This window comes from Niveibacterium microcysteis, from assembly GCF_017161445.1.
Lineage (GTDB): Bacteria > Pseudomonadota > Gammaproteobacteria > Burkholderiales > Rhodocyclaceae > Niveibacterium > Niveibacterium microcysteis.
Genome location: NZ_CP071060.1, coordinates 1,436,308 through 1,457,130, shown reverse-complemented (window position 1 = coordinate 1,457,130; position 20,823 = coordinate 1,436,308). Strand labels below are relative to the sequence as shown.

Genomic DNA, 20,823 nt, shown 5'->3' with positions numbered 1-20,823 from the left:
GCCATGCGCATGAAACCGCTCCACGCCCTGCCCCTGGTAATCGCCCTGCTCGCTCCGGCCGCATTCGCCGGTGCACAGCGGGAAGAGGACCTATCGGCGAGCGTGCGCGCGGCGCTGCACGGCGCGGTGTCGGACCGCGCCGCGCCGGAGCCGATCTTCCCGAGCCCGGTCGAACGCGTGACCTGGATCAGCGAGATGTCGCAACGCCTGATCAAGCGCATGCCGGATCCGAAAGAGCGGATCGACTTCCTCAAGACGGTCTACTACGAAGCACAGCGTGCGGGCCTCGATCCGCAACTGGTGCTTGGCCTGATCCAGGTCGAGAGCGGATTCAAGAAGTACGCGGTGTCGGGTGTCGGCGCGCGCGGCTACATGCAGGTGATGCCGTTCTGGGTGCGCCAGATCGGCACGCCGGATCAGAATCTGTTCCATATCCGCACGAACCTGCGCTACGGCTGCACGATCCTGCGCCACTACCTCGACATCGAAAAGGGCGACCTGTACCGCGCGCTCGGGCGCTACAACGGCAGCCTCGGGCGGCCAGAGTACCCGAACATGGTGCGGGCGGCCTGGGAGAGGCAGTGGGGCTGGCAGCCGGTCGACAAGGTCGCGCAGCAGACGCTGCCAACGCGGAACTAGAAGCCCGGCCAGAACTCGGGGCGGCGATGGAATAAACCGGCGCCCCCAGGTGTTTGTGAGGTACCCACCCACGGAAGGACACCGCCATGCGCACAGCTCTCGCCTGCCTCTGCACCGCAGCCCTGCTTCTCACCGGCTGCGCCACGACGACTACCAAGGCACCGACGCCCGCAACCGTGCGGGACGGCATTCTGACAAGCCATTCCGGCATGACGCTCTACACCTTTGACAAGGATGGCGCCGACAGCGGCAAGAGCGTGTGCAATGGCCCCTGCGCCACCAACTGGCCGCCGATGTACGCCGCGCCCGACGCAAAGGGCGGTGGCGACTGGAGTGTGATCAAGCGCGACGACGGCAAGCCGCAGTGGGCCTGGAAGGGCAAGCCGCTGTACTTCTGGAGCAAGGACGCGAAGGCCGGCGACCGCACGGGCGACGGCTTCAACGGCCTCTGGCATGTCGTGAAACCCTGAGCTGAAGCGGCGCTCGTGCTGTCGCACGCAGAACTGGTCGCCGAGATCCCGCGCCTGCGCCGCTACGCGCGGGCGTTGGCCGGCGACCGCACGCGCGCCGACGACCTGGTGCAGGACACGCTGCAACGCGCGCTCGAGCGCGCCGGGCAATGGCAAGGCGGTAATGCGCGTGCCTGGCTGTTTACCGTGATGCACCGGATCTGGCTCAACCAGGTCCGCCGTCCTGCGATTGAACAGGACGAGGGTGAAGACGGTTTGCCCGATTCACCAATCAGCCCCTTGCAGGACCGCTGGGGTGACAGGCGCGACCTGGAGCAGGCGCTCGCGCTGCTGCCCGATACCCAGCGCGAGGTACTGCTGCTCGTGGCGCTGGAGGAGTTCCACTACGACGAGGCGGCCGAGGTACTTGGCATTCCGGTCGGCACCGTGATGAGCCGCCTGTTCCGTGCGCGCGAACAATTGCGCCGGCTGCTTGGCGGCGAAGCGCTCCCGCAACCTGCTCTCAAGCGGGTGAAGTGATATGAGCCAGCAAGACACCCCGATTTCCACCGACGAACTGCAAGCCTGGGTCGACCGTCAAACCGATGCCGAGGCCTCGGCCCGTGTCGCCACGATCGTTGCGCAGGATGCCGTACTGGCCGCACGCGCCAGCGCCTGGGCCAGCCAGCGCAACGCGCTGCATGCAGCCTTTGACACGACGCTCGACGAGCCGATTCCGCAACGCTTGCTCGATGCCGCCCGCCCGCCACGGCCACGCTGGCCGCTGCAGCTTGCCGCCGCGCTTGCCTGTGTCGCACTCGGTGGCGTACTGGGTTATGCACTGCCCCGCCCGGCCGCCACACCGGCTGCAGGCGACCCGCTTGCCGGCTTGCCACGGGCGGCCGCCATCGCGCATGCGGTGTATGTGCCAGAGGTGCGGCATCCGGTCGAGGTCGGCGCCGAACAGCAGACGCATCTGGTCGCATGGCTGAGCAAACGGCTCGGCAGCCCGCTGACCGTGCCCGAACTGGGCGCAAGCGGGTTCATGCTGGTCGGCGGGCGCCTGCTGCCCGGCAGCGAAGGCGGCGCAGTGGCGCAGTTCATGTACCAGAACGAGGCCGGCCAACGGCTTACGCTGTATGTGCGGCACAACGCCGCGTCGCCGGAGACCGCCTTCCGCTTCGCGGCGGAGAAGGAGCTGTCGGTGTTCTACTGGGTCGATGGCGGCATGGGCTATGCGCTCTCGGCCAAGCTGCCGCGTGAAGCGCTGCTGCAGATTGCCGAACTGGTCTATCGCCAGCTGCAACGGGGCGGCGCGCCGGGTTGAACGCAATCGCGAGGCTCTGGTCGGAGGGGATGTAAGGTCGCGGCCCCAGCGCCGGTCATCTTAAGCAGGATCCGCCTGCGCGCCTGCACCAGGCCTGCTGCACCGCCCTACCGACGTCACGGAGACACCCATGCTCATCCGCATTCAGGACGACGCGCACCCGATCGTGCCGTCCGAAATCACCAGCGAATCGCTCTATCGCGGCCGGCGAGACTTTATCCGCGCCGCCGGCCTTGGCGGCATTGCGTTCGCAGCGCCAGCCGCCTTCGGGGCCGCGCCCTTCAGCAGCATCCAGAAGAGCCCGTTTTCCACGGATGAGAAGCCCACGCCGCAGAACAGCATCATCAGCTACAACAATTACTACGAGTTCGGCACCAGCAAGGACGACCCGGCGCGCAACGTGGGCCGCTTCAAGACGCGGCCGTGGACGGTGCGCGTCGAAGGGCTCTGTGCCAAGCCACGCACCTTTGCGATCGACGATCTGCTGAAGCTGGCGCCGATTGAGGAACGCATCTACCGGATGCGCTGCGTCGAAGGCTGGTCGATGGTGATTCCGTGGAACGGCTTTCCGCTCGCGAGCCTGCTCAAGCAGGTCGAGCCACTCGGAAGTGCAAAGTTCGTCGAGTTCACAAGCGCCGCCGATCGCGCCAGCATGCCGGGCCTCGCACTGCCCGTACTCGACTGGCCCTACACCGAGGGCCTGCGGCTGGATGAAGCCATGCATCCGCTGACCCTGCTTGCGCTTGGCCTGTATGGCGAAGAGTTGCTGGCGCAAAATGGCGCGCCGTTGCGGCTGGTCGTGCCATGGAAATACGGCTTCAAGGGCGCCAAGTCGCTGGTTCGGATCCGCCTCACCGACAAACAGCCGGGCACGGCCTGGAACAAGGCGGCGCCGAACGAATATGGCTTCTATTCGAACGTCAATCCTGAGGTGGACCACCCGCGCTGGAGCCAGGCGAGCGAGCGCCGCCTGGGCGAGTTCGGCAAGCGCAAGACACTGCCTTTCAACGGCTACGCCGAGCAAGTCGCCAAACTCTATGCCGGCATGGATTTGAGGAAGTTCTACTGATGCAAACCGCAACGCGCCGCCCGACGGCCCCGGCCCGCAACGCCCCCCGCGGGCCGGGCAGCGCACAGATCACGCTCGCCAAACTTGCGCTGTTCGTGCTGTGCCTGCTGCCGCTTGGCTGGTATCTGAACGGGCTGTGGCACGACCAGCTCGGCGCCAACCCGATCGAAGCCATCACGCGCGCCAGTGGTGAGTGGACGCTGCGCCTGCTGCTCGCCACCCTCGCGGTCACCCCCCTGCGCCGGCTCACCGGCTGGCACTGGTTGATCCGGCTGCGCCGCATGCTCGGCCTGTTCGTGTTCTTTTACGCCAGCCTGCACCTGGCCACCTACGTGTGGCTCGACCAGTTCTTCGACTGGGCTGCGATCGCGAAGGACATCGTCAAGCGCCCCTTCATCACCGTGGGGTTTGCCGCCTTCGTGCTGCTGGTGCCGCTCGCCGCAACCTCCAGCAACTTCGCGATCCGCCGACTTGGCGGCCGGCGCTGGCAGGCGCTGCATCGTTCGGTCTACGCGATCGGCGTGCTGGCGGTGTTGCACTTCTGGTGGCTGGTAAAGCGCGACGTCACCGAGCCGCTGATTTATGGCCTGATCCTCGCGCTGCTGCTCGGCGCCCGCGCCTGGTGGCGCGAGCAGGAACGCCGCCGGCAACTGGCGCCGCGTGCCGCACCGCTGGGCAAACGCATCATCCCGATCGTGCAGCGCTGAGTTCAGCGCTGGTCGGCAGCCGCGACGCAATGCGCAATGCATGGCGCCGCGGCGCAGTACACTCCGCGGCGACTCTTTTTGTTCATAGCCGCCATGCGCCTCGCCCCTCACGCTGTTCTCGCGCTCTTGCTGAGCGCCGGCCTGCTTGCCGCCTGCAAGCCCAACGCCTCCGCCACGAGCACACCGGCCACGACCACTGCGCCGGCAAGCAGCGCCGCCCCGGTCGTCGATCTGCTGCCAGGCGCACAGTTGCTGCTGGAGCGCTATCGCAAGCTGATCGTGCTGCTGGCGGACGAGCGCGCAATGAGCGACAAGGAGCGCGCCGCCGCCAATCAGGTCGGCCAGGCGCTGTTCCACGAAAACCTCGCCGACCGCGCGAAACTGGAAGCGCAGATCACCGAGTTAACGACTTCCGGCAACGACCGTCGCTTCGAGACCTTCGAAGCGCTGCTGGCACAGATTGAATCCGGCAAAGGGCTGTTCGATGCCGACCGCCTCGCCTACCGCGAACTGCTCAAGGCGCTGGAGCTCAGCCTGCAGCAGGATTCCACGCTGCCGGCAATCAAACTGCACAAACGCGTCGGCGAAGACCTCGACGCCATGCAGGAGATCGAACACCAGTACGACAAGGAGCTACGGCAGGTCTTCGACCGTTTCGATACGCGCGCGATCACGCTCAAACGCGAGAAGTGGGACGACTACCTCGCGCACCTGAAGAAGCTGTACTCGCGCGAACAGATCATGAAGGACTACGGGCAGATCGTGCCCTACCCCGCCGCCAAGGGGGATGATGACGACCAGGAAAAGCCGGTATTCGGTTACGACCTGCCGCCCAAGACGCTGGTGCTGACCTTCGACGATGGCCCGCACAACGCCTACACCGAAGAGATCGCCGCGATCCTCAAACAATACAACGCGCCAGCGGTGTTCTTCGAGGTCGGCAACAACCTCGGCACGGTATCCGACGCAGGCAAGGCCCAGCTCGGTGCGCGTGCGAGCGTCGCAAAGCGGCTGAAGGCGGATGGCTATGTGCTGGCCAACCATAGCTACAGCCATGCACAGCTATCGAAAGCGTCGGGCGACCCGCTGAAAGCCGAGATCAGCCGCACCGACCTGCTGCTGAAGGCAGTCGACCCGGCGCCGTCCGGCCTCTTCCGCTTCCCATATGGGGCAAGCAGCCGCGAGGCTATGAACGAACTGGCCGCGCTGAAACTGCGTTCGATCATGTGGAACATCGATTCGCTGGACTGGGCCGACCCGGTGCCCAACTCGATCGCCGACCGCGTGCTCAAGAGTGTCGCCAAGGAAGGTCGCGGCATCATCCTGTTCCACGACATCCACGAGCGCACCGTCACCGCGCTGCCCAAGATCCTCGAACAGCTCACGGCCGAGGGCTACCGCTTCGCCGGCTGGGACGGCAAGGGCTTTACCGCCGCGAGCGTGCCCGCCTCGCAGGCGGAGGAGAAGACCACCGTCACGACCGGCTACGAGGATTCATGGGCAGTCGTCGTCGGCATCGACAACTACGCCAAATGGCCCAAGCTGCAGTACGCCGCACGCGACGCCGACGCAATCCGCCAGACGCTGATCGACGAATTCGGCTTCGCCAGCGAACGGGTTTTCAGCCTGAAGAACGGCGAGGCAACGCGCAACGCGATCCTCTCGACGTTCCACGACCGGCTCGCCCACGGCGGCGTAAAGAAGAACGACCGCATCTTCGTGTTCTTCGCCGGCCACGGCGCGACCCGCAAGCTCAGCTCCGGCCGCGATCTGGGCTACATCATCCCGGTTGATTCCGACCCGGCCCAGATGGCGTCCGACGCGATCCCGATGACCGAGATCCAGAACATCGCCGAGAGCCTCACGGCCAAGCATGTGCTGTTCGTGATGGATGCGTGCTACAGCGGGCTCGGGCTCACCCGAGGCGGCGGCAACAACAGTTTCCTGAAGGAGAACGCACGTCGCATTGGCCGCCAGATGCTCACCGCGGGCGGTGCCGACCAGTTGGTGGCGGACGGTGGCCCCGGCGGGCATTCGGTGTTTACCTGGACGCTGCTGCAAGCGCTGGGCGGCAAGGCCGATCTGAACGGCGACGGCTTCATCACCGGCACCGAACTGGCGGCCTACATCGCCCCGGCCGTGGCCGGTATCTCGCAGCAGACACCAGCCTTCGGCAGCCTGCCCGGCTCGCAGGGCGGTGAGTTCGTGTTCCAGCTCAAGTCCGGCAACGAGTTCCTCAGCCCGAGCACCGAACAGCTGCCGCGCGACGCCGTCGCGCTGAACCAGAAACTCGCCGAAGCCGCGCCCACTGTTGCCAGCAGCGCGCCGGTGGTGGTGAAGGATCTGCAAGGCAACGAAACCAAGCTGGCGGTACCGAAACCGGTCGCGGCGAACGCTCGCCAACTGGCGCAACGCGCCAACGACCGCGGGCTGCAGTTGTACCGCGAGCAGCAGTACGCCGCCGCTGAGGCGCAGTTCACCGAAGCACTCAAGCAGCGCCCGGACTTCGCACTGGCCGCGAACAACCTCGGCTTCATCTACCTGAAGCAGCAGAAGTACAAGGAGGCGGCGCGCTGGTTTGAGAACACGATCAAGATGGACCCCTCACGCGCGATTGCCTACCGCAACCTGGGCGACGCCTGCGCGCAATCGGGCGACAAGGACTGCGCGCGCAAGGCCTTCGGCACCTACCTGGAACTCGCCCCCAGCGGCAGCGGCTCGGATTACGCCCGCCAACAGCTCAGCCAGCTCTGATCTGACGATCCCGGGGCGCGCCGGACCAGGGGCCGCCCCGAGCGCCCGCGGGCGGCTCCCGTCCGGCGGGGACGCGAATCGCATGGCGAGGGGCACGCCGGCCTTCTACGATCAAGGTAGCTGCAGGCGATGGCCTGCCCTGACGAGGATCGTCTCATGTCCGAAACTGCCCGCCCGGACGCGCCACCCACCGTTTCACCCGGCCGTTGGTACCCGCTGGGCGCCACGCTGACGCCGGAAGGCGTCAACTTCGCCCTCTACTCACGCAACGCCACCCGCGTGCTGCTGCACCTGTTCGACGAACCGAATGGCCCGGTCACCACCGTGCTCGAGCTGACGGAGCGCGAACGCTACGTCTGGTACGGATTCGTGGCGGGGATCAAGGCGGGCCAATGCTATGGCTACACCGTCGATGGCCCGTTCGACCCCGCCAATGGCATGCGCTTCAACCCGTACAAGCTGCTGCTCGACCCCTACGCACGCGCGATCACCGGCAAGCCGGTGAACACGGACAACCTACTGCTCGCCTACGACCCGCATTCGCCCTTGAAGGATCTGTCGTTCGACGCGCGGGACAGCAGCGCGGCGATGCCCAAAGCGATTGTCGTGGACTCGCACTTCGACTGGGGCAAGGACAGACCGCCGGCGATACCCTTCGAGCAGATGGTGATCTACGAAGCGCATGTGAAGGGCTTTACCGCAGACCCCGCGTCCGGCGTCAAAGCACCGGGCACCTACCTTGGCTTCATCGAGAAGATCCCCTACCTCAAGTCGCTCGGTATCAACGCAGTGGAACTGCTGCCGGTGCACGCCTTCCATGCGGAGGACTTCCTGACCGCGCGGGGGCTGACAAATTACTGGGGCTACAACACGCTCGCCTTCTTCGCGCCCGAGCCAAGCTACAGCACCCGCCACTCGCCCGGTTGTGAAGTCGCCGAATTCAAGACCATGGTGAAGGCGCTGCACGAAGCCGGCATCGAAGTGATTCTCGACGTGGTCTACAACCATAGCGCCGAAGGCAGTGAACTCGGGCCCACGCTCTCGATGCGCGGCATCGACAACCGCAGCTACTACGGCCTGCTGGGCCCGGCCGACGCACCCGCCCGCTTCTACGACAACACCACCGGCTGCGGCAACACGCTCGATTTCTTCAGCGCTGCGGTGATCCGCATGGTGATGGATTCGCTGCGCTATTGGGTCAAGGTGATGCATGTCGATGGCTTCCGCTTCGACCTTGCCTCCGTGCTCGGCCGCGAACGCGGCGGCTTCCAGCGCTCGGCGTCGTTTTTCGATGCCGTAGCGCAGGATCCGGTGCTCTCACGCGTGAAACTGATTGCCGAGCCCTGGGATCTGGGGACATACGAGGTCGGCAATTTTCCGGTGGACTGGTCGGAGTGGAACGGCCGCTTCCGCGACACGATGCGCCGCTTCATGCGCGGCGATCCGGGCCAGCTCGGCAGCATGGGCCGCCGCGTCACCGGGTCCGCCGATCTCTACGGCGATGATGGGCGTTCGGCCTACAACAGCGTCAACTTCATCACCTGCCACGATGGCTTCACGCTGAACGATCTGGTCAGCTACAACCAGAAGCACAACGAGGCCAACCTCGAAGACAACCGCGACGGCGCGAGCGACAACATCTCGTGGAACTGTGGCGTGGAAGGCCCCACCGACGACCCCGCGATCGAGCGCTTGCGCAGCCAGTTGATCCGCAACCACCTGTGTGCGCTGTTCTTCTCGCTCGGTACGCCAATGCTGCTGGCGGGCGACGAGGTGCGCCGCACCCAGCGCGGCAACAACAACGCCTACTGCCAGGACAACCCGCTCGCCTGGTTCGACTGGGGCGCGGTCGAACGCAACGCCAGCCTGCTGCGCTTTACCCGTAATGCGATTGCGTTGACGCGGCGCTACACCGTGCTGCAACGGCGCAAATTCCTGCTCGGGCGCGATATGAACTGCGATGGTGTCGCCGATATCAGCTGGTTCGGCACCGACCTGAACCCGCCGCGCTGGGACGACCCGCAAGCCCGCACGCTGTGCTACAGGCTCGACGGTGGCGAGATCATCTCGCCTGCCGGCCGCTATTACCTCTTCTTCATCCTCAACGCCGACAGCCAACTGCAAGACGTTCGCTTGCCGCCAGCGGGCGACGGCATGCGCTGGTATCGCATCATCGACACGAGTCTTCCGGCCGACGAGGATTTCGCCGAAGCAGGTGCCGAAGTGCTGCTTGAGCCCGACGACCACTACCTCGCCAACCCGCGTTGCACGGTCGTGCTGATCTCACGTTGACGCGTGCCGGCGGCGCGCGGCTCAAGTCGCGCGCCGCCTTGCCGATAGCCTTGCGGTAACGGGCGGCGTTCGGCATGCCCGATCAGACAGGAGCGCGGTGAGTGGCAGTCAGCACAGAGCCATTCGATGTCCTCAGACGCGGCACGATGGCCCTGCTGGCACTCTATGGCGTGCTGGTGTTGGGAGCGTCGCTGGCGTTGCTGCTGCCAGCACCTGCACACAGCGAACTGTGGCTGAACCCAAGCGCGGGCGGCATGGCGCTGGCTGCGGCGCTGGCCCTCAGTGCGGGCATTACCAATGCCCCGCGTTTGCGCGCTGCGACCCTTCTGGTGGCAGCTCTAACGCTCGTTCCACTGGTGCACGCGTGGCCGCCTGCCAGCCTGGCAAGCCGCCTGTGGCCGGAAGCTTCTCGCTCGTGGCCGGCCATCCTTTGCGCCGCGGCGTGGGCAATCTGGGCCTGGACGCTTCAGCGCCCCGCTCCGCGGCTTGCCCGGTTACTGACCCCGGCCGCCGTGACCCTGGTCTGCGGCGGCGCGCTTGTCATTGCCAGCAACCACATCCACCTCGATCTGATGTACGGGCAGCGCGCGCTGCGCCCTCAAGCGCTTCCGCTCGCCGGTGCGATGTTCATGCTCGCGATCCTGCTGCTGCGCGAGCGTTCGCGGCTGCGGCCAGGGGAGCAGCGCGAAGAGTCGCTGATCAGCCGTATCGGCCTCGGGCTGCTGACGATGATCGCCTTCGCCACCGGGCTGATCAGCTTCGCGGCGCTGCAGGCTGAGCTGGAGACGGCGCTCTACCAGCATCTTGAGGCGACGCTGCAGACCCGGCAGTTCGTCTTCTATTCGGCACTCGACGCGCTGCATCTGAACTCGGCGCCGCTGGTTCGCGATCGCCAGATCGGTGCGCTGCTGGCGCATGAAGCCGACAAGCCTGACGCCGCGACCGTGGCCAAGCTGCAGCAAATGGTCGACGAACTGCTACCGCCGGCGAACCCGTCGCAAACCGCCCGCGCCAGCATTGCGCGTGCGGTGTCGATCCGCAATGCGCGGGGGCAGGAACTGGCGCGTCATGGCGACTTTCTGGATGGCACCGTGTTGTGGTCAACAACCCGCCGGCGCAGTGATGTCAGCCTGCTGTGGCATCAGGGTGTGCCGTTCGCGCTGCAACGGCTGGACATTGAGGACGCCCAACGCAATCGCGTCGGCGAGATCGTGATCCAGCACGCGGTGCCGGCGTGGGAGCAACTCGCCGAGACCGATTTCGACCTCGGCAACACCGGGCAGATGGCCATTTGCGGGCTCTATCAAGGGGCTGTGCGCTGCCTCCGCTCGCGTAATCCGGACGCGCTGTGGATGCCGCGCGATACCGCCGTACGCAGCTTCATCGACGCCGCCACGCTATACGGCGAGGCGGGCGACTCCAGCACGCCGCAACTGCTGCGCGACGAGCAAGGGCGCACGGCAGTGATCGCCTACCGGCCGATGGGGCGCTTGAATCTGTCGCGCAAGGTCAGCAGCAATGGCTTGATGATGTTGATCACCGTTGATGCGCAGGAATTCTATGCGCCGCTGCGCCGGCTATTGCACCGCGTGCTGCTGTTTGCGCTGCCCACGATTCTGCTCGGCGGCTGGCTGCTGACCGCGCTGATCCGCCCCCTGGTGCGCGCTTTGCGCGACAAGCAGGCACGTTTCCGCGAGCTGACCGAACTCTCGTCGGACTGGTACTGGACGATGGATGCCGATCTGCGCTTGGTCGAGATCGTCGGCAAGGGCCTCGCCGACGCCGATATTCGCCCCGCGGACTGGGTCGGGCGTACGCTGGAGGGTCTGCCGCTCAGCACGGACGACGCAAGCGGCCTCGCCCCGCTGCTCGCGCGCATGACGCGCCACGCGCCCTTCCATGCGGTGGCACTCAGGCTCCAGACCCAGCCCGACGGGCCGCTGCGCTACCTGGAGCTTTCCGGCGCGCCGCAGTTCCTGCACGGCCGCTTCGTCGGCTACCGCGGCGTCGGCATTGACGTAACCGAGCGCCGCGTGGCCCAGCAGCATTTGCAGCGCGCCGAACAGGAGCTGATGCGCAGCGAGAAGCTGGCCTCGCTTGGGCGCCTTGTCGCAGGTGTCGCACACGAACTCAACACGCCGCTCGGCAACGGCATCACCGCAGCCAGCAGCCTGGCCGGCGAGTTGCGCGACTTCGGCCGGACGATCGAAGGCGGTAGCCTGCGCCGCAGCGCGCTGCAGGATTTCACCAACCTCGCGCAGCAGACGGTGAGCCTGATCGAACGGTCGCTCTCGCGCGCCGCGCATATCGTGCAGCAGTTCAAGCAGGTGGCCGTCGACCAGTCGACCGAGGGGCGTCGCCACTACCTCTTGCACCAGGTGACCGACGAGTTGTTCAGCCTGCTGCAGCCGCGCCTGCGGCCGCAGGGCGTGGCGCTGACCATCGCGATCGCCCCGGATATCGAGATGGATGGCTACCCCGGCGCGCTGGAGCAGGTGATCGAGAACCTTGCGATGAATGCGCTGATCCACGCCTTCGATGGCCGCGCCGAGGGCGAGCTCGAAATCGCTGCACAGCGCAGCGGCGCCGACCACGTGCGCCTTGTCGTGCGCGATAACGGCCGCGGCATGAGCGACCGGGAACTGGCGCGCGCCTTCGAACCGTTCTTCACCACCCGCCTTGGCACTGGCGGCAGCGGCCTCGGACTCTACATCGTGCACACCATCGTGTGCGATGTACTGGGCGGCAGCGTGACGCTGGACAGCGCACCCGGCGCCGGTTGCATCGTTACGCTCGAACTACCACTCGCCGCGCCCTGATCACCAAAGCAGCGGCTTCGCGCCGCCACCACTTTGCGGGTGCCGGTTCAAGTGCATCGCCACCTTGCCGTTAGTTAAGCTTGCGGACAAATACAAAGAGATTTGCTGTCCCGACTCGCATCGGCAAACAGCCCGCAACCACGACGCCAATCCGGGAGGGGGAGCATGGGACATCACATACCGCGGCTGGGCCTGCTCGCGCTGGCCGCTCATGCCTGCTGCGCCGCTGCGCAAGCCCCCGACGATGCTTCAGTGCTGGAACTCGACCTTGGCCAGCTTGGCAACGTAACCGTTCCACAAAGCGCAACGATCACGCCGACCACCTCGCGTCGCGTGCCAGCCTCGGTCACCGTGATCGATCGCCAGATGATCCGCGACACCGGGGCGCGCAATCTGTTCGATCTGCTTGAGACCTACGTACCCAGCTTCCACTACCTGCCGCACCATTGGGAAGCCCCCCATATGGGCATGCGAGGGCTGATCGGTGACCGCGACGACAAGTACCTGATCGTGCTGAACGGGCGCGTCTTGAACGAGCGGACCCATTTCGGTGCCATGAGCGAACGCGATCTGCCGATGCTCGACGATATCCAGCGCATCGACGTCGTGCGCGGCCCCGGCTCGGTGGTGTACGGCCCGGGTGCGGTGTCGATGGTGATCAGCATCCAGACGGAAAGCTTCAGTGACGCGAGCGGCGACGCCGCCACGGTGAAACTCGGTGCGATCGAGCAGTTCCAGAGCCTGGAAGCGAAGAAGACCATCGCGATCGGCGAACGACACGGCCTGCTGCTGTATGCCGGTATCGCCAACTACGAAGGCGCCGAGCCCGACGATGCGCCAGTGGTGTACGGCAACACCTTCAATACCGCCTGGGGCCAGCAGGTGAAGGCCGGCGAACCCGCCCCGTTCGATTACCCCGACAACCATGCAGCCTTCCGCGGGCAACCCAAGCTCAAGCTGCATGCGGACTACCAGCTCGACAACTTCCGCGCCTGGCTGCGCTATACCCGCGGCGGCGAGGAACTGGCTTGGGAGCACAAGGTGTTCGGCACCAAGCCGATCGGGTCGGCTGCCCCAGGCACGCCGCAGTCGGCGATACCCGACCAGGGCGTCGGCTACCAGCAGCTCACGCTGGACATGTCGCAACGCTGGACGCTGAGCCCGGCGATGTCGCTCGAGCTCAAAGGCGGCTACGACACGTTCGACTACCAGCGTGTGTTCGCCAACGTCGCCGCACCCTGGAACCAGGTCGAAAGCCACCGCGAAGAGCAGTACCTGCTGCGCGCCACGCTCAGCGGTCAGGCGAGCGAAACGCAGTCGCTGGCTGCCGGCGCCGAATACACCTATTCCCGCTACGGGCTGGCCAGCCCCGGCTATCCGGACGCGCCGCCCTACTCCTCGTCACTCGGCCTGATGTCTGAATGGGGTTCGGCCGCCTACGGCGTGTTTGCCGAACATCAGTGGCAGGTATCGGACACCCTGACCAACTTCCTCGGCCTGCGCGCCGATAAGGACGACTACACCGAGTGGATGTGGTCGCCGCGATGGTCGCTGGTGTACGCGCCAACCGAGACCGACACCTTCAAGTCGGTCCTCAGCCGCTCGGTGCGCAAGAACAACGCCGAAGAGCTGCGCAAACAGCATCTGGCCGGCCAACTCTCGACGCCAGAGCAGTTGCAAGGGGTGGAATTGATCTACCAGCATGCGTTCTCACGTGCGCTGCGGCTTGATCTCTCGGCGTACTACAACGACGTCGAGGTGATCGGCTTCAATTCCACCACCCTGGCGCCCACGCCAGTCGCGAACTTCACCTATGGCGGGGTGGAACTTGAACTCGAGTACAAGACCGACGCGCTGCGCCTGAGCTTCTCGCACGCCTATACCAAGCTCGATCACTTCGAAGTCGAGCCCGGCGCGCGCCAGAAGATCTCGGTCGCCAATCTCGGCTATGGCAATGACCTGAGCAACTGGAGCAACCACATGACCAAGCTCGCCGCCGTCTGGCAGGCGAACGGGGATTGGCGTGTCAGCGGCGCGCTGAGGGTGTTCTGGGGCTACCCCGGCTCGCAGGACACCACCCAGGCCACCAACGACATCAACAACAGGATCATTCCGGGCCCGTATTCCAGCACCGCAGTGTCCGACCCCGGCTATACCGACAGCTTCCAGGAGGCGGTATTTCTGGACCTCGGCGCGTCCTGCAGGGTGTTCGGGCGCGATACGGTGGCATTCAACGCCTACAACGTGCTCGGCTGGATCGATTCGAAATACAACAAGCGCATGTACCTGATCGATGTGAGCAACTACCGCGCCGAGGCGCCAGCCGTCGCGCTGACCTACCGTCATGCCTTCTGAACCGGACTCGCGCTACATCCTCCATCCCATGCATCCGACTGCACACGTGCGCAACCACGCCCACCGCTAGCCCGATGTCACGCTGCGCTCGCCTGATCCGCATCGGCGTCCTCGCCACGGCCCTTTCAGTGCAGGGCGTCGTCGCCCATTCGGCGCCGCTGGACGCGCAGGTCAAGGCGGCCTATCTGATCAATTTCACCCGCTACATTGTCTGGCCGTCCAACGCGGGGCATATGCTGTGCCTCGTCGGTGCCGACGAGGTGGCGGACTGGCTGGAGCGCAATCAGGGCAAGAGTGGGCTGCCGGTGCGGCGCCTGCTCGAACCCGCGGAAGTGGAAGGTTGCACCGTGCTGTTCCTGGGCCGTGACAGCACACAGACACGCAATTGGCTCAACGCAGCGCGCGACCGCGCGATTCTCACGGTGAGCGAACAGGGTGGCTTTCTTCAGAAAGGCGGCGTGATCAATCTGATCCCCCAGGGCAACACCCTGCGCTTCGAGGTAAACCTCGACAGTGCCGTGCGTGCCAAGCTGCAATTCAGCTCCCGGCTGTTGGCGCTGGCCGCCCATGTTGAAGGGGGCGGTCAATGAAGCTCGAACGGCGCCTGATCCGACTGAGCGTTGGCGTGCTGCTGCTGGGCGTGGTGCTGCATCTGGCGCTATTGCTGGCCTACGAGCAAAGCACCTATCGCGACCGCATCCTGCAGGACCTGCGCGGGCGCGCCGAAATCCTTGCCCTCAACAGCGCGGCCGCGATCTCGTTTGACGATGCCCGTGCCGCCGACGAGAACCTTCAAACGCTGCGCACCAACCCGAGCGTGACCCTCGCGTGCCTCTATGGCGATCGCGGGCGCATCGTGGCGACATACCGGGTCGGTAGCCGCAGCCCCTGCCCGCCGCTCGAAGGTGTCGTGCAGATTCCAGGGGCGATCCGTCATGTCGAACCGATACGGGTACAAAGCCAGACCATCGGTCACCTGCTGCTGCAGGAGCGCCTGCCATCACTGGCCGAGCGGCTGCCGCGTTACGGGTTGATGCTGTCGAGCAGCATCGCGGTGGAGGCCCTGCTGGTGCTGGTGATGGTGCTGACGCTGCGCGCCCGGGTGATCCAGCCGGTGAACGAACTCGCGGCACTCGCTGCGCATGTCACCGAGGCGCGCGACTACGCCCAGCGCATCCGGGTTCACGGCAACGACGAGATCAGCGAACTGGGCACGGCGGTCAACCGGATGCTGGCGGCAATCGAAGAGCGTGCGGTCGCCTTACGCGAGAGCGCGCAACTGCTGCAGGCCCTGATCGACCACGCCCCTGCCACCATCACCATGAAGGGCGACGACGGCCGCTACTTGCTGGTGAACGAACAGTTTGCACGCCAGGTCGGGCAACCGGCCGAGCGCATCCTGGGGCAACGCGACGACACGCTGTTCCCGCCTCAGCTCGCACGACTACGGGAAGAACTGGATCACGCGACGGTGCTCGCCGGCAGCGCTCAACGGCATGAAGAAGAGTTCGGTGATCGCACCTGGCTGACCGAACGCTTTGCGCTGCGCAACACCGCGGGTGAGATCTACGCCGTCTCCGCGATCTCCACCGACATCACCGACCAACGCGAAACACAGGCATCGTTGGCCGACGCGCTGGCGCGACTGACCGAACTCAACGAGTCACTTGAAAGCCGCGTCGCACAACGCACCACGGAACTCAAGCAGGCGATGGAACAGCTCGTTCAGAGCGAGAAACTTGCCGCGCTCGGCAGCCTCGTCGCCGGCATTGCACACGAACTCAACACACCGATCGGCATGGTCGTCACCGCGTCCTCGAGCATGGCGGATCTCGCGCGCAGCTTCTCCGCGCAGGTAGCGGACAACCGCGTCTCGCGCAGCGGCTTCCAGCGCTTCCTCGACGATCTGGCGATCGGCATGTCGCTGATCGAAAACAACAGCCTGCGCGCTGGCAGCCTGATCAACGACTTCAAGCAGGTGGCGGTGGACCAGACCAGCATGCGGCGCCGCAGCTTCCAGCTCGACGAGCTGATCGACAACACGCTGCACGCACTCGGCCCGTTGTTCAAACACTCGCAGCACCGGATCGAAAGCCGCGTCGAAGCCAACATCGAATGCGACAGCTTCCCCGGCGCGATCGAACAGATCCTCACGAACCTGATCCAGAACGCGCTGATACACGGGCTGGCGAACCACCCGGGTGGCCTGATCGAGCTCGAAGCGCGCCGGGACGGCGACGCGGTCGTGCTGGAACTCAGCGACAACGGCTGCGGCATTGCATCGCAGCACCTGGCCCAGATCTTCAACCCCTTCTTCACCACCCGCCTGGGCGAAGGCGGTAGCGGACTCGGGCTCTACATCGTGCACAACCTTGCCGGCGGCATCCTCGGCGGCAAGATCGAAGCTTTCAGCACCGAAGGCACTGGCGCCCGCTTCCGCCTCAGCTTCCCGCTCGTCGCTCCGCGGCGGGTCAAGGCGCCAAACTAGCTTGCCGATTGAATGGGGTTACGCTGGGCCGATTTGGGGCGGAACGCCTTCACGACCGATTCGTCGGTTTCGATGTACGGACCGCCGATCAGATCGATGCAGTACGGCACGGCGGCGAAGATGCCGGGTACGCGGATACTGCCGTCGGGGTTACGAGCACCCTCAAGGGTTTCGCGGATCGCCTTGGGTTGGCCCGGAAGGTTCAGGATCAGGCTCTGACCGCGGATTACACCGACCTGGCGAGAAAGGATCGCGGTTGGCACGAAGGCAAGACCGATCTGCCGCATCTGCTCGCCAAAACCGGGCATCACCTTGTGCGCAACCGCAAGCGTGGCCTCGGGTGTGACATCACGCGGCGCCGGGCCGGTGCCACCGGTCGTCAGGACCAGATGGCAGCCGGCAAGGTCGCACAGCTCGATCAGCGTGGCTTCGATGACAGCCTGCTCATCGGGAATCAGCCGCGTTTCCGCCTGCCACGGACTCCGCAGCGCGGCGCCGAACCATTCCGTCAGCGCTGGCAGGCCTTTGTCTTCATAGACCCCGGACGAGGCGCGATCGCTGATCGAAACCAGGCCGATGCGCAGCGTATCGCTCATGCCTCGTCGCCCTCGCCGCCCTCTTCGCCTGCGCTCTGCCCTTCGCCGTCGTCGGCGTACTCGAAGTCACGCAGGATGCGGAAGATCTCGCGATAAGCGCGCGGCGGCTTGGCCGCTTCACGTTCCTTGATGGCGTTGCGGCGCAGGTTACGCAGATGCTGCAGATCGGCGTCCGGGTAGGCCGCGGCGATATCGCCGAGCGTGCCTTCGTCTTCCAGCAAGCGTTCGCGCAGGCGTTCGAGCTTGTGCTGGCGGGCGATCTCGGCGCGCGACACGCCGGCGAAGGCGTCCAGCGCCTCGCGAATCGGCGCAGGGTCGACCTCACGCATCAGCTTGCCGATGTACTGCAACTGGCGCCGCTTGGCTTCGTGCTTGCCGACACGGGCGTATTCGAGGATCGCGTCGTGCAGGCGCTCGGGCAAAGGCACCTTGGCGAGGCGCGCGGGCGACAGCGCTACGAGCTCAGCCCCCATGTCCTGCAGCTTGTGCATGTCGCGCTTGCGTTGCGATTTGCTGGGGCCGTCGTACTCGTCCGAGTCGTCGTCATTCTGGTGTTGTGGATTGCGGTGCATGGAGTTTCCGAAGGCGATTTGGCCACATGAACGTAAAATTATAGCTTTCGACCCGACGGATGCCCCGGCATGGCCACTTCAAATGGATTCAGCTTCACCCAGGATGCACTGCGCGAGATTGCCGCCGATGTGCTGAAAAGCGCCAAGGGCCAAGGCGCATCGGCCTGCGACGTCGATGTTTCGGAGGGTTGGGGGCATTCGGTCAGCGTGCGCCAGGGGGAAGTCGACACGCTGGAGTACCACCGCGACAAGGGCATCTCGGTCACCGTGTACCTGGGGCAGCAGCGCGGCCACGCAAGCACAACCGACTTCGCACCGCAGGCGCTGCGCGATACGGTGGCCGCGGCGGTATCGATCGCCCGCTTCACCGCCAGCGACCCGGCGGCGGGTTTGCCCGACCCGGAGCAGCTGGCACGGGAGCCGCGCGAGCTGGATCTCTTCCACCCTTGGGCGACCGACGTGGACGCTTCGATCGAACTCGCCCGGCGCTGCGAGGCCTCGGGCTTTTCGGTCAGCGAACTCGTCACGAATTCCGAAGGGGCGAGCGTATCAACGCAGCAAACCCAGTTTGTATCGGCAAACAGCCTGGGCTTCTGCGAGGGCTATGCGACCACACGCCATGGTCTTGGCTGCTCGATGATCGCGGGCGAAGGCGATGGAATGCAGCGCGATGACTGGTACGTCACCCGGCGCAACGCGCTCGATCTGCCGGCCCCCGAAGCGATCGGCGACTATGTGGCGCGCCGCGCTCTGTCGCGCTTGAACGCCCGCAAGTTGAACACCTGCGAGGTGCCCGTGCTGTTCGAAGCCCCGCTGGCCGCCGGCCTGCTGGGGCATTTTGTCAGCGCAGCGAGCGGCGGCAGCCTCTACCGGCGCAGCTCATTCCTGCTCGACACCCTCGGCACCCAGGTGTTCTCGGATGCGGTAACGCTGCTCGAAGACCCGTTCATTCCCGGCGGCCTGGCCAGCAGCTGGTTTGACGACGAAGGCGTCGCGACCGCGCGCCGCGAAGTCGTCACGCGCGGCACGCTCAACGGCTGGTTCCTCGGCAGCTACTCGGCACGCAAGCTGGGCCTGAAGTCCACCGGTAACGCCGGCGGCTGCCACAACCTGATCCTGCAGCCCGGCAAGCTCGGCCTGACCGGCTTGCTCAAGAAAATGGGGCGTGGGTTGTTTGTCACTGAACTGCTGGGCCATGGCGTGAATACCGTAACCGGCGACTACTCGCGCGGGGCGGCCGGCTACTGGGTTGAGAACGGCGAGATTGCGTACCCGGTGCACGAGATCACGATTGCAGGCAACCTGCGCGACATGTTCCGCGACATCGTCGCCTGCGGTAACGACATGCTTGTGCGTGGCTCGAAACAATGCGGATCGGTGCTGATTGGCAACATGACGGTTGCCGGCGACTGAGCGAGCGCACTGGCAACCCCATGCCCCGCGAGGGGTTGCCGAATTTCTTACGAGAGCCTTACAGGACAAGGCTCTCGCGGCGCCGGCGCTGCGCCAAAACCACACTTCACCTTTGCGCGACAGCTCTCGTATAGTCGCGACGTTCCCACACGAACAACCCCATAACAGGAGAGGAGACAACGTGGAACGTCGCTCATTTTTGAAGAACGCTGGCGCTGGCCTTGCCGCAGGTGCCGCCGCCGTCGCCGGCCCGGCGATGGCCGCCGAGTTGCCCACCATCAAGTGGCGGCTGGCATCAAGCTTCCCCAAGAGCCTGGACACGATCTACGGTGCCGCCGAGACGATGGCCAAGCGCGTCGCGGAAGCCACCGGCGGTAAGTTCCAGATCCAGGTATTCGCGGCGGGCGAGCTGGTTCCCGGCCCCGGCGTGCTCGACGCGGTCAAGGATGGCACGGTGGAAATCGGCCATTCGGCGTCGTACTACTTCGTCGGCAAGGATCCGACCTTCGCCTTCGACACGGCCCTGCCATTCGGCCTCAACAGCCGCCAGCAGACGGCCTGGATGATGCAAGGCGGCGGCCTGCAGTTGCTGCGCGAGTTCTTCAAGGACTACAACATCTACAACATCCCATGCGGCAACACGGGGGTGCAGATGGGCGGCTGGTACCGCAAGGAAATCAAGACGGTCAAGGATTTCGAAGGCCTCAAGATGCGCATCGGTGGCTTCGCCGGCAAGGTAATCGCCAAGCTGGGCGCCGTACCGCAACAGATTCCGGGCGGCGACATCTACCCCGCCCTTGAAAAAGGCACCATCGACGCCGCCGAGTGGGTTGGCCCCTACGACGACGAGAAGCTCGGCTTCAACAAGGTCGCCAAGTTCTACTACTACCCCGGTTGGTGGGAAGGCGGCCCGCAGCTGTCGGTCTATGTGAACCAGAAGCAGTGGGAGTCGCTGCCGAAGGAATACAAGACGATTCTTGAAGACGCCTGCCTCTACGCACACGCGGACATGCAAGCCGAGTACGACGCGAAGAACCCGCTCGCGCTGAAGAAGCTCGTCGCGACCGGCACACAGTTGCGGCCCTTCAGCGCGGAAATCATGGCCGCGTCCTACAAGGCGGCCTTCGAGCTGTATGAGGAAACCGCAGCCAGCAACCCGAAATTCAAGAAGATCTACGACGCTTGGAAGAAATTCCGCGACGACCAGATCCTCTGGTTCGGCGTGGCCGAGAGTCGCTACGACAACTTCCTGCAGCAGCAACGAAGCGGCGCGAAGAAGTAGCCGCGTCCAGCCCGGCAACGAAGAAACCCCGCCACGGCGGGGTTTTCTTTTCCTCTTAGGT

Annotated in this window: 16 protein-coding genes; 14 read left to right on the top strand and 2 right to left on the bottom strand. The window is 65.3% G+C overall.

The window, feature by feature from the left end:
- Positions 1–9 precede the first annotated feature (9 nt).
- The 12 genes from JY500_RS06750 (at position 10) to JY500_RS06695 (ending at position 16,899) form a co-directional block, all read left to right on the top strand.
- Positions 10–639, top strand: a complete 630-nt coding sequence (locus tag JY500_RS06750; protein ID WP_206255662.1) for a lytic transglycosylase domain-containing protein — start codon at positions 10–12, stop codon at positions 637–639.
- 86 nt (positions 640–725) lie between these two features.
- Positions 726–1,109, top strand: a complete 384-nt coding sequence (locus JY500_RS06745) for a COG4315 family predicted lipoprotein (RefSeq protein WP_172203860.1) — start codon at positions 726–728, stop codon at positions 1,107–1,109.
- A gap of 15 nt (positions 1,110–1,124) precedes the next feature.
- A complete protein-coding gene (locus JY500_RS06740) occupies positions 1,125–1,628 on the top strand; it encodes an RNA polymerase sigma factor (RefSeq protein ID WP_343073438.1) in 504 nt (167 codons plus the stop codon).
- 1 nt (position 1,629) lies between these two features.
- Positions 1,630–2,415: an anti-sigma factor family protein gene (locus tag JY500_RS06735; protein ID WP_206255660.1), complete on the top strand. Its 786-nt coding sequence runs from the start codon at positions 1,630–1,632 to the stop codon at positions 2,413–2,415.
- A gap of 130 nt (positions 2,416–2,545) precedes the next feature.
- On the top strand, positions 2,546–3,484 hold the full coding sequence (msrP, locus tag JY500_RS06730) for a protein-methionine-sulfoxide reductase catalytic subunit MsrP (RefSeq protein WP_206255658.1): 939 nt from the start codon (positions 2,546–2,548) through the stop codon (positions 3,482–3,484).
- A complete protein-coding gene (locus JY500_RS06725; RefSeq protein WP_206255656.1) occupies positions 3,484–4,191 on the top strand; it encodes a protein-methionine-sulfoxide reductase heme-binding subunit MsrQ in 708 nt (235 codons plus the stop codon). The genes msrP and JY500_RS06725 overlap by 1 nt, the downstream gene beginning before the upstream one ends.
- Positions 4,192–4,284: 93 nt before the next feature.
- Positions 4,285–6,945 (top strand): polysaccharide deacetylase family protein, encoded by a 2,661-nt coding sequence (locus tag JY500_RS06720; RefSeq protein ID WP_206255654.1) that lies wholly within the window; start codon positions 4,285–4,287, stop codon positions 6,943–6,945.
- Between the two features lie 156 nt (positions 6,946–7,101).
- Positions 7,102–9,237, top strand: a complete 2,136-nt coding sequence (gene glgX, locus JY500_RS06715; protein WP_206255652.1) for a glycogen debranching protein GlgX — start codon at positions 7,102–7,104, stop codon at positions 9,235–9,237.
- 101 nt (positions 9,238–9,338) lie between these two features.
- A complete protein-coding gene (locus tag JY500_RS06710; RefSeq protein WP_206255650.1) occupies positions 9,339–12,056 on the top strand; it encodes a PAS domain-containing sensor histidine kinase in 2,718 nt (905 codons plus the stop codon).
- Positions 12,057–12,221: 165 nt separating this feature from the next.
- The gene (locus tag JY500_RS06705; RefSeq protein WP_206255648.1) at positions 12,222–14,411 is read left to right on the top strand and encodes a TonB-dependent receptor plug domain-containing protein; all 2,190 of its coding nucleotides are present in this window, start codon (positions 12,222–12,224) and stop codon (positions 14,409–14,411) included.
- A gap of 74 nt (positions 14,412–14,485) precedes the next feature.
- The gene (locus tag JY500_RS06700) at positions 14,486–15,001 is read left to right on the top strand and encodes a YfiR family protein (RefSeq protein WP_206255646.1); all 516 of its coding nucleotides are present in this window, start codon (positions 14,486–14,488) and stop codon (positions 14,999–15,001) included.
- Positions 14,998–16,899: an ATP-binding protein gene (locus JY500_RS06695; protein ID WP_206255644.1), complete on the top strand. Its 1,902-nt coding sequence runs from the start codon at positions 14,998–15,000 to the stop codon at positions 16,897–16,899. Before JY500_RS06700 ends, JY500_RS06695 begins: the two co-directional genes overlap by 4 nt.
- Here JY500_RS06695 and mog read toward each other — a convergent pair.
- Positions 16,896–17,495, bottom strand: coding sequence for a molybdopterin adenylyltransferase (gene mog / locus JY500_RS06690; protein WP_206255643.1), 600 nt, complete (start codon positions 17,493–17,495; stop codon positions 16,896–16,898). The two genes, JY500_RS06695 and mog, sit on opposite strands and share 4 nt — an antisense overlap.
- Complete coding sequence (gene yjgA / locus JY500_RS06685; protein WP_206255641.1) at positions 17,492–18,067, bottom strand: ribosome biogenesis factor YjgA; 576 nt, start codon at positions 18,065–18,067, stop codon at positions 17,492–17,494. The genes mog and yjgA overlap by 4 nt, the downstream gene beginning before the upstream one ends.
- 69 nt (positions 18,068–18,136) lie before the next feature.
- On the opposite strand from yjgA, the gene pmbA reads away from it, so the two are divergent.
- Positions 18,137–19,480: a metalloprotease PmbA gene (pmbA, locus tag JY500_RS06680; RefSeq protein WP_206255639.1), complete on the top strand. Its 1,344-nt coding sequence runs from the start codon at positions 18,137–18,139 to the stop codon at positions 19,478–19,480.
- A 181-nt stretch (positions 19,481–19,661) separates the two neighbouring features.
- Positions 19,662–20,762: a TRAP transporter substrate-binding protein gene (locus JY500_RS06675; protein ID WP_172203887.1), complete on the top strand. Its 1,101-nt coding sequence runs from the start codon at positions 19,662–19,664 to the stop codon at positions 20,760–20,762.
- The last annotated feature ends 61 nt before the right edge of the window (positions 20,763–20,823 follow it).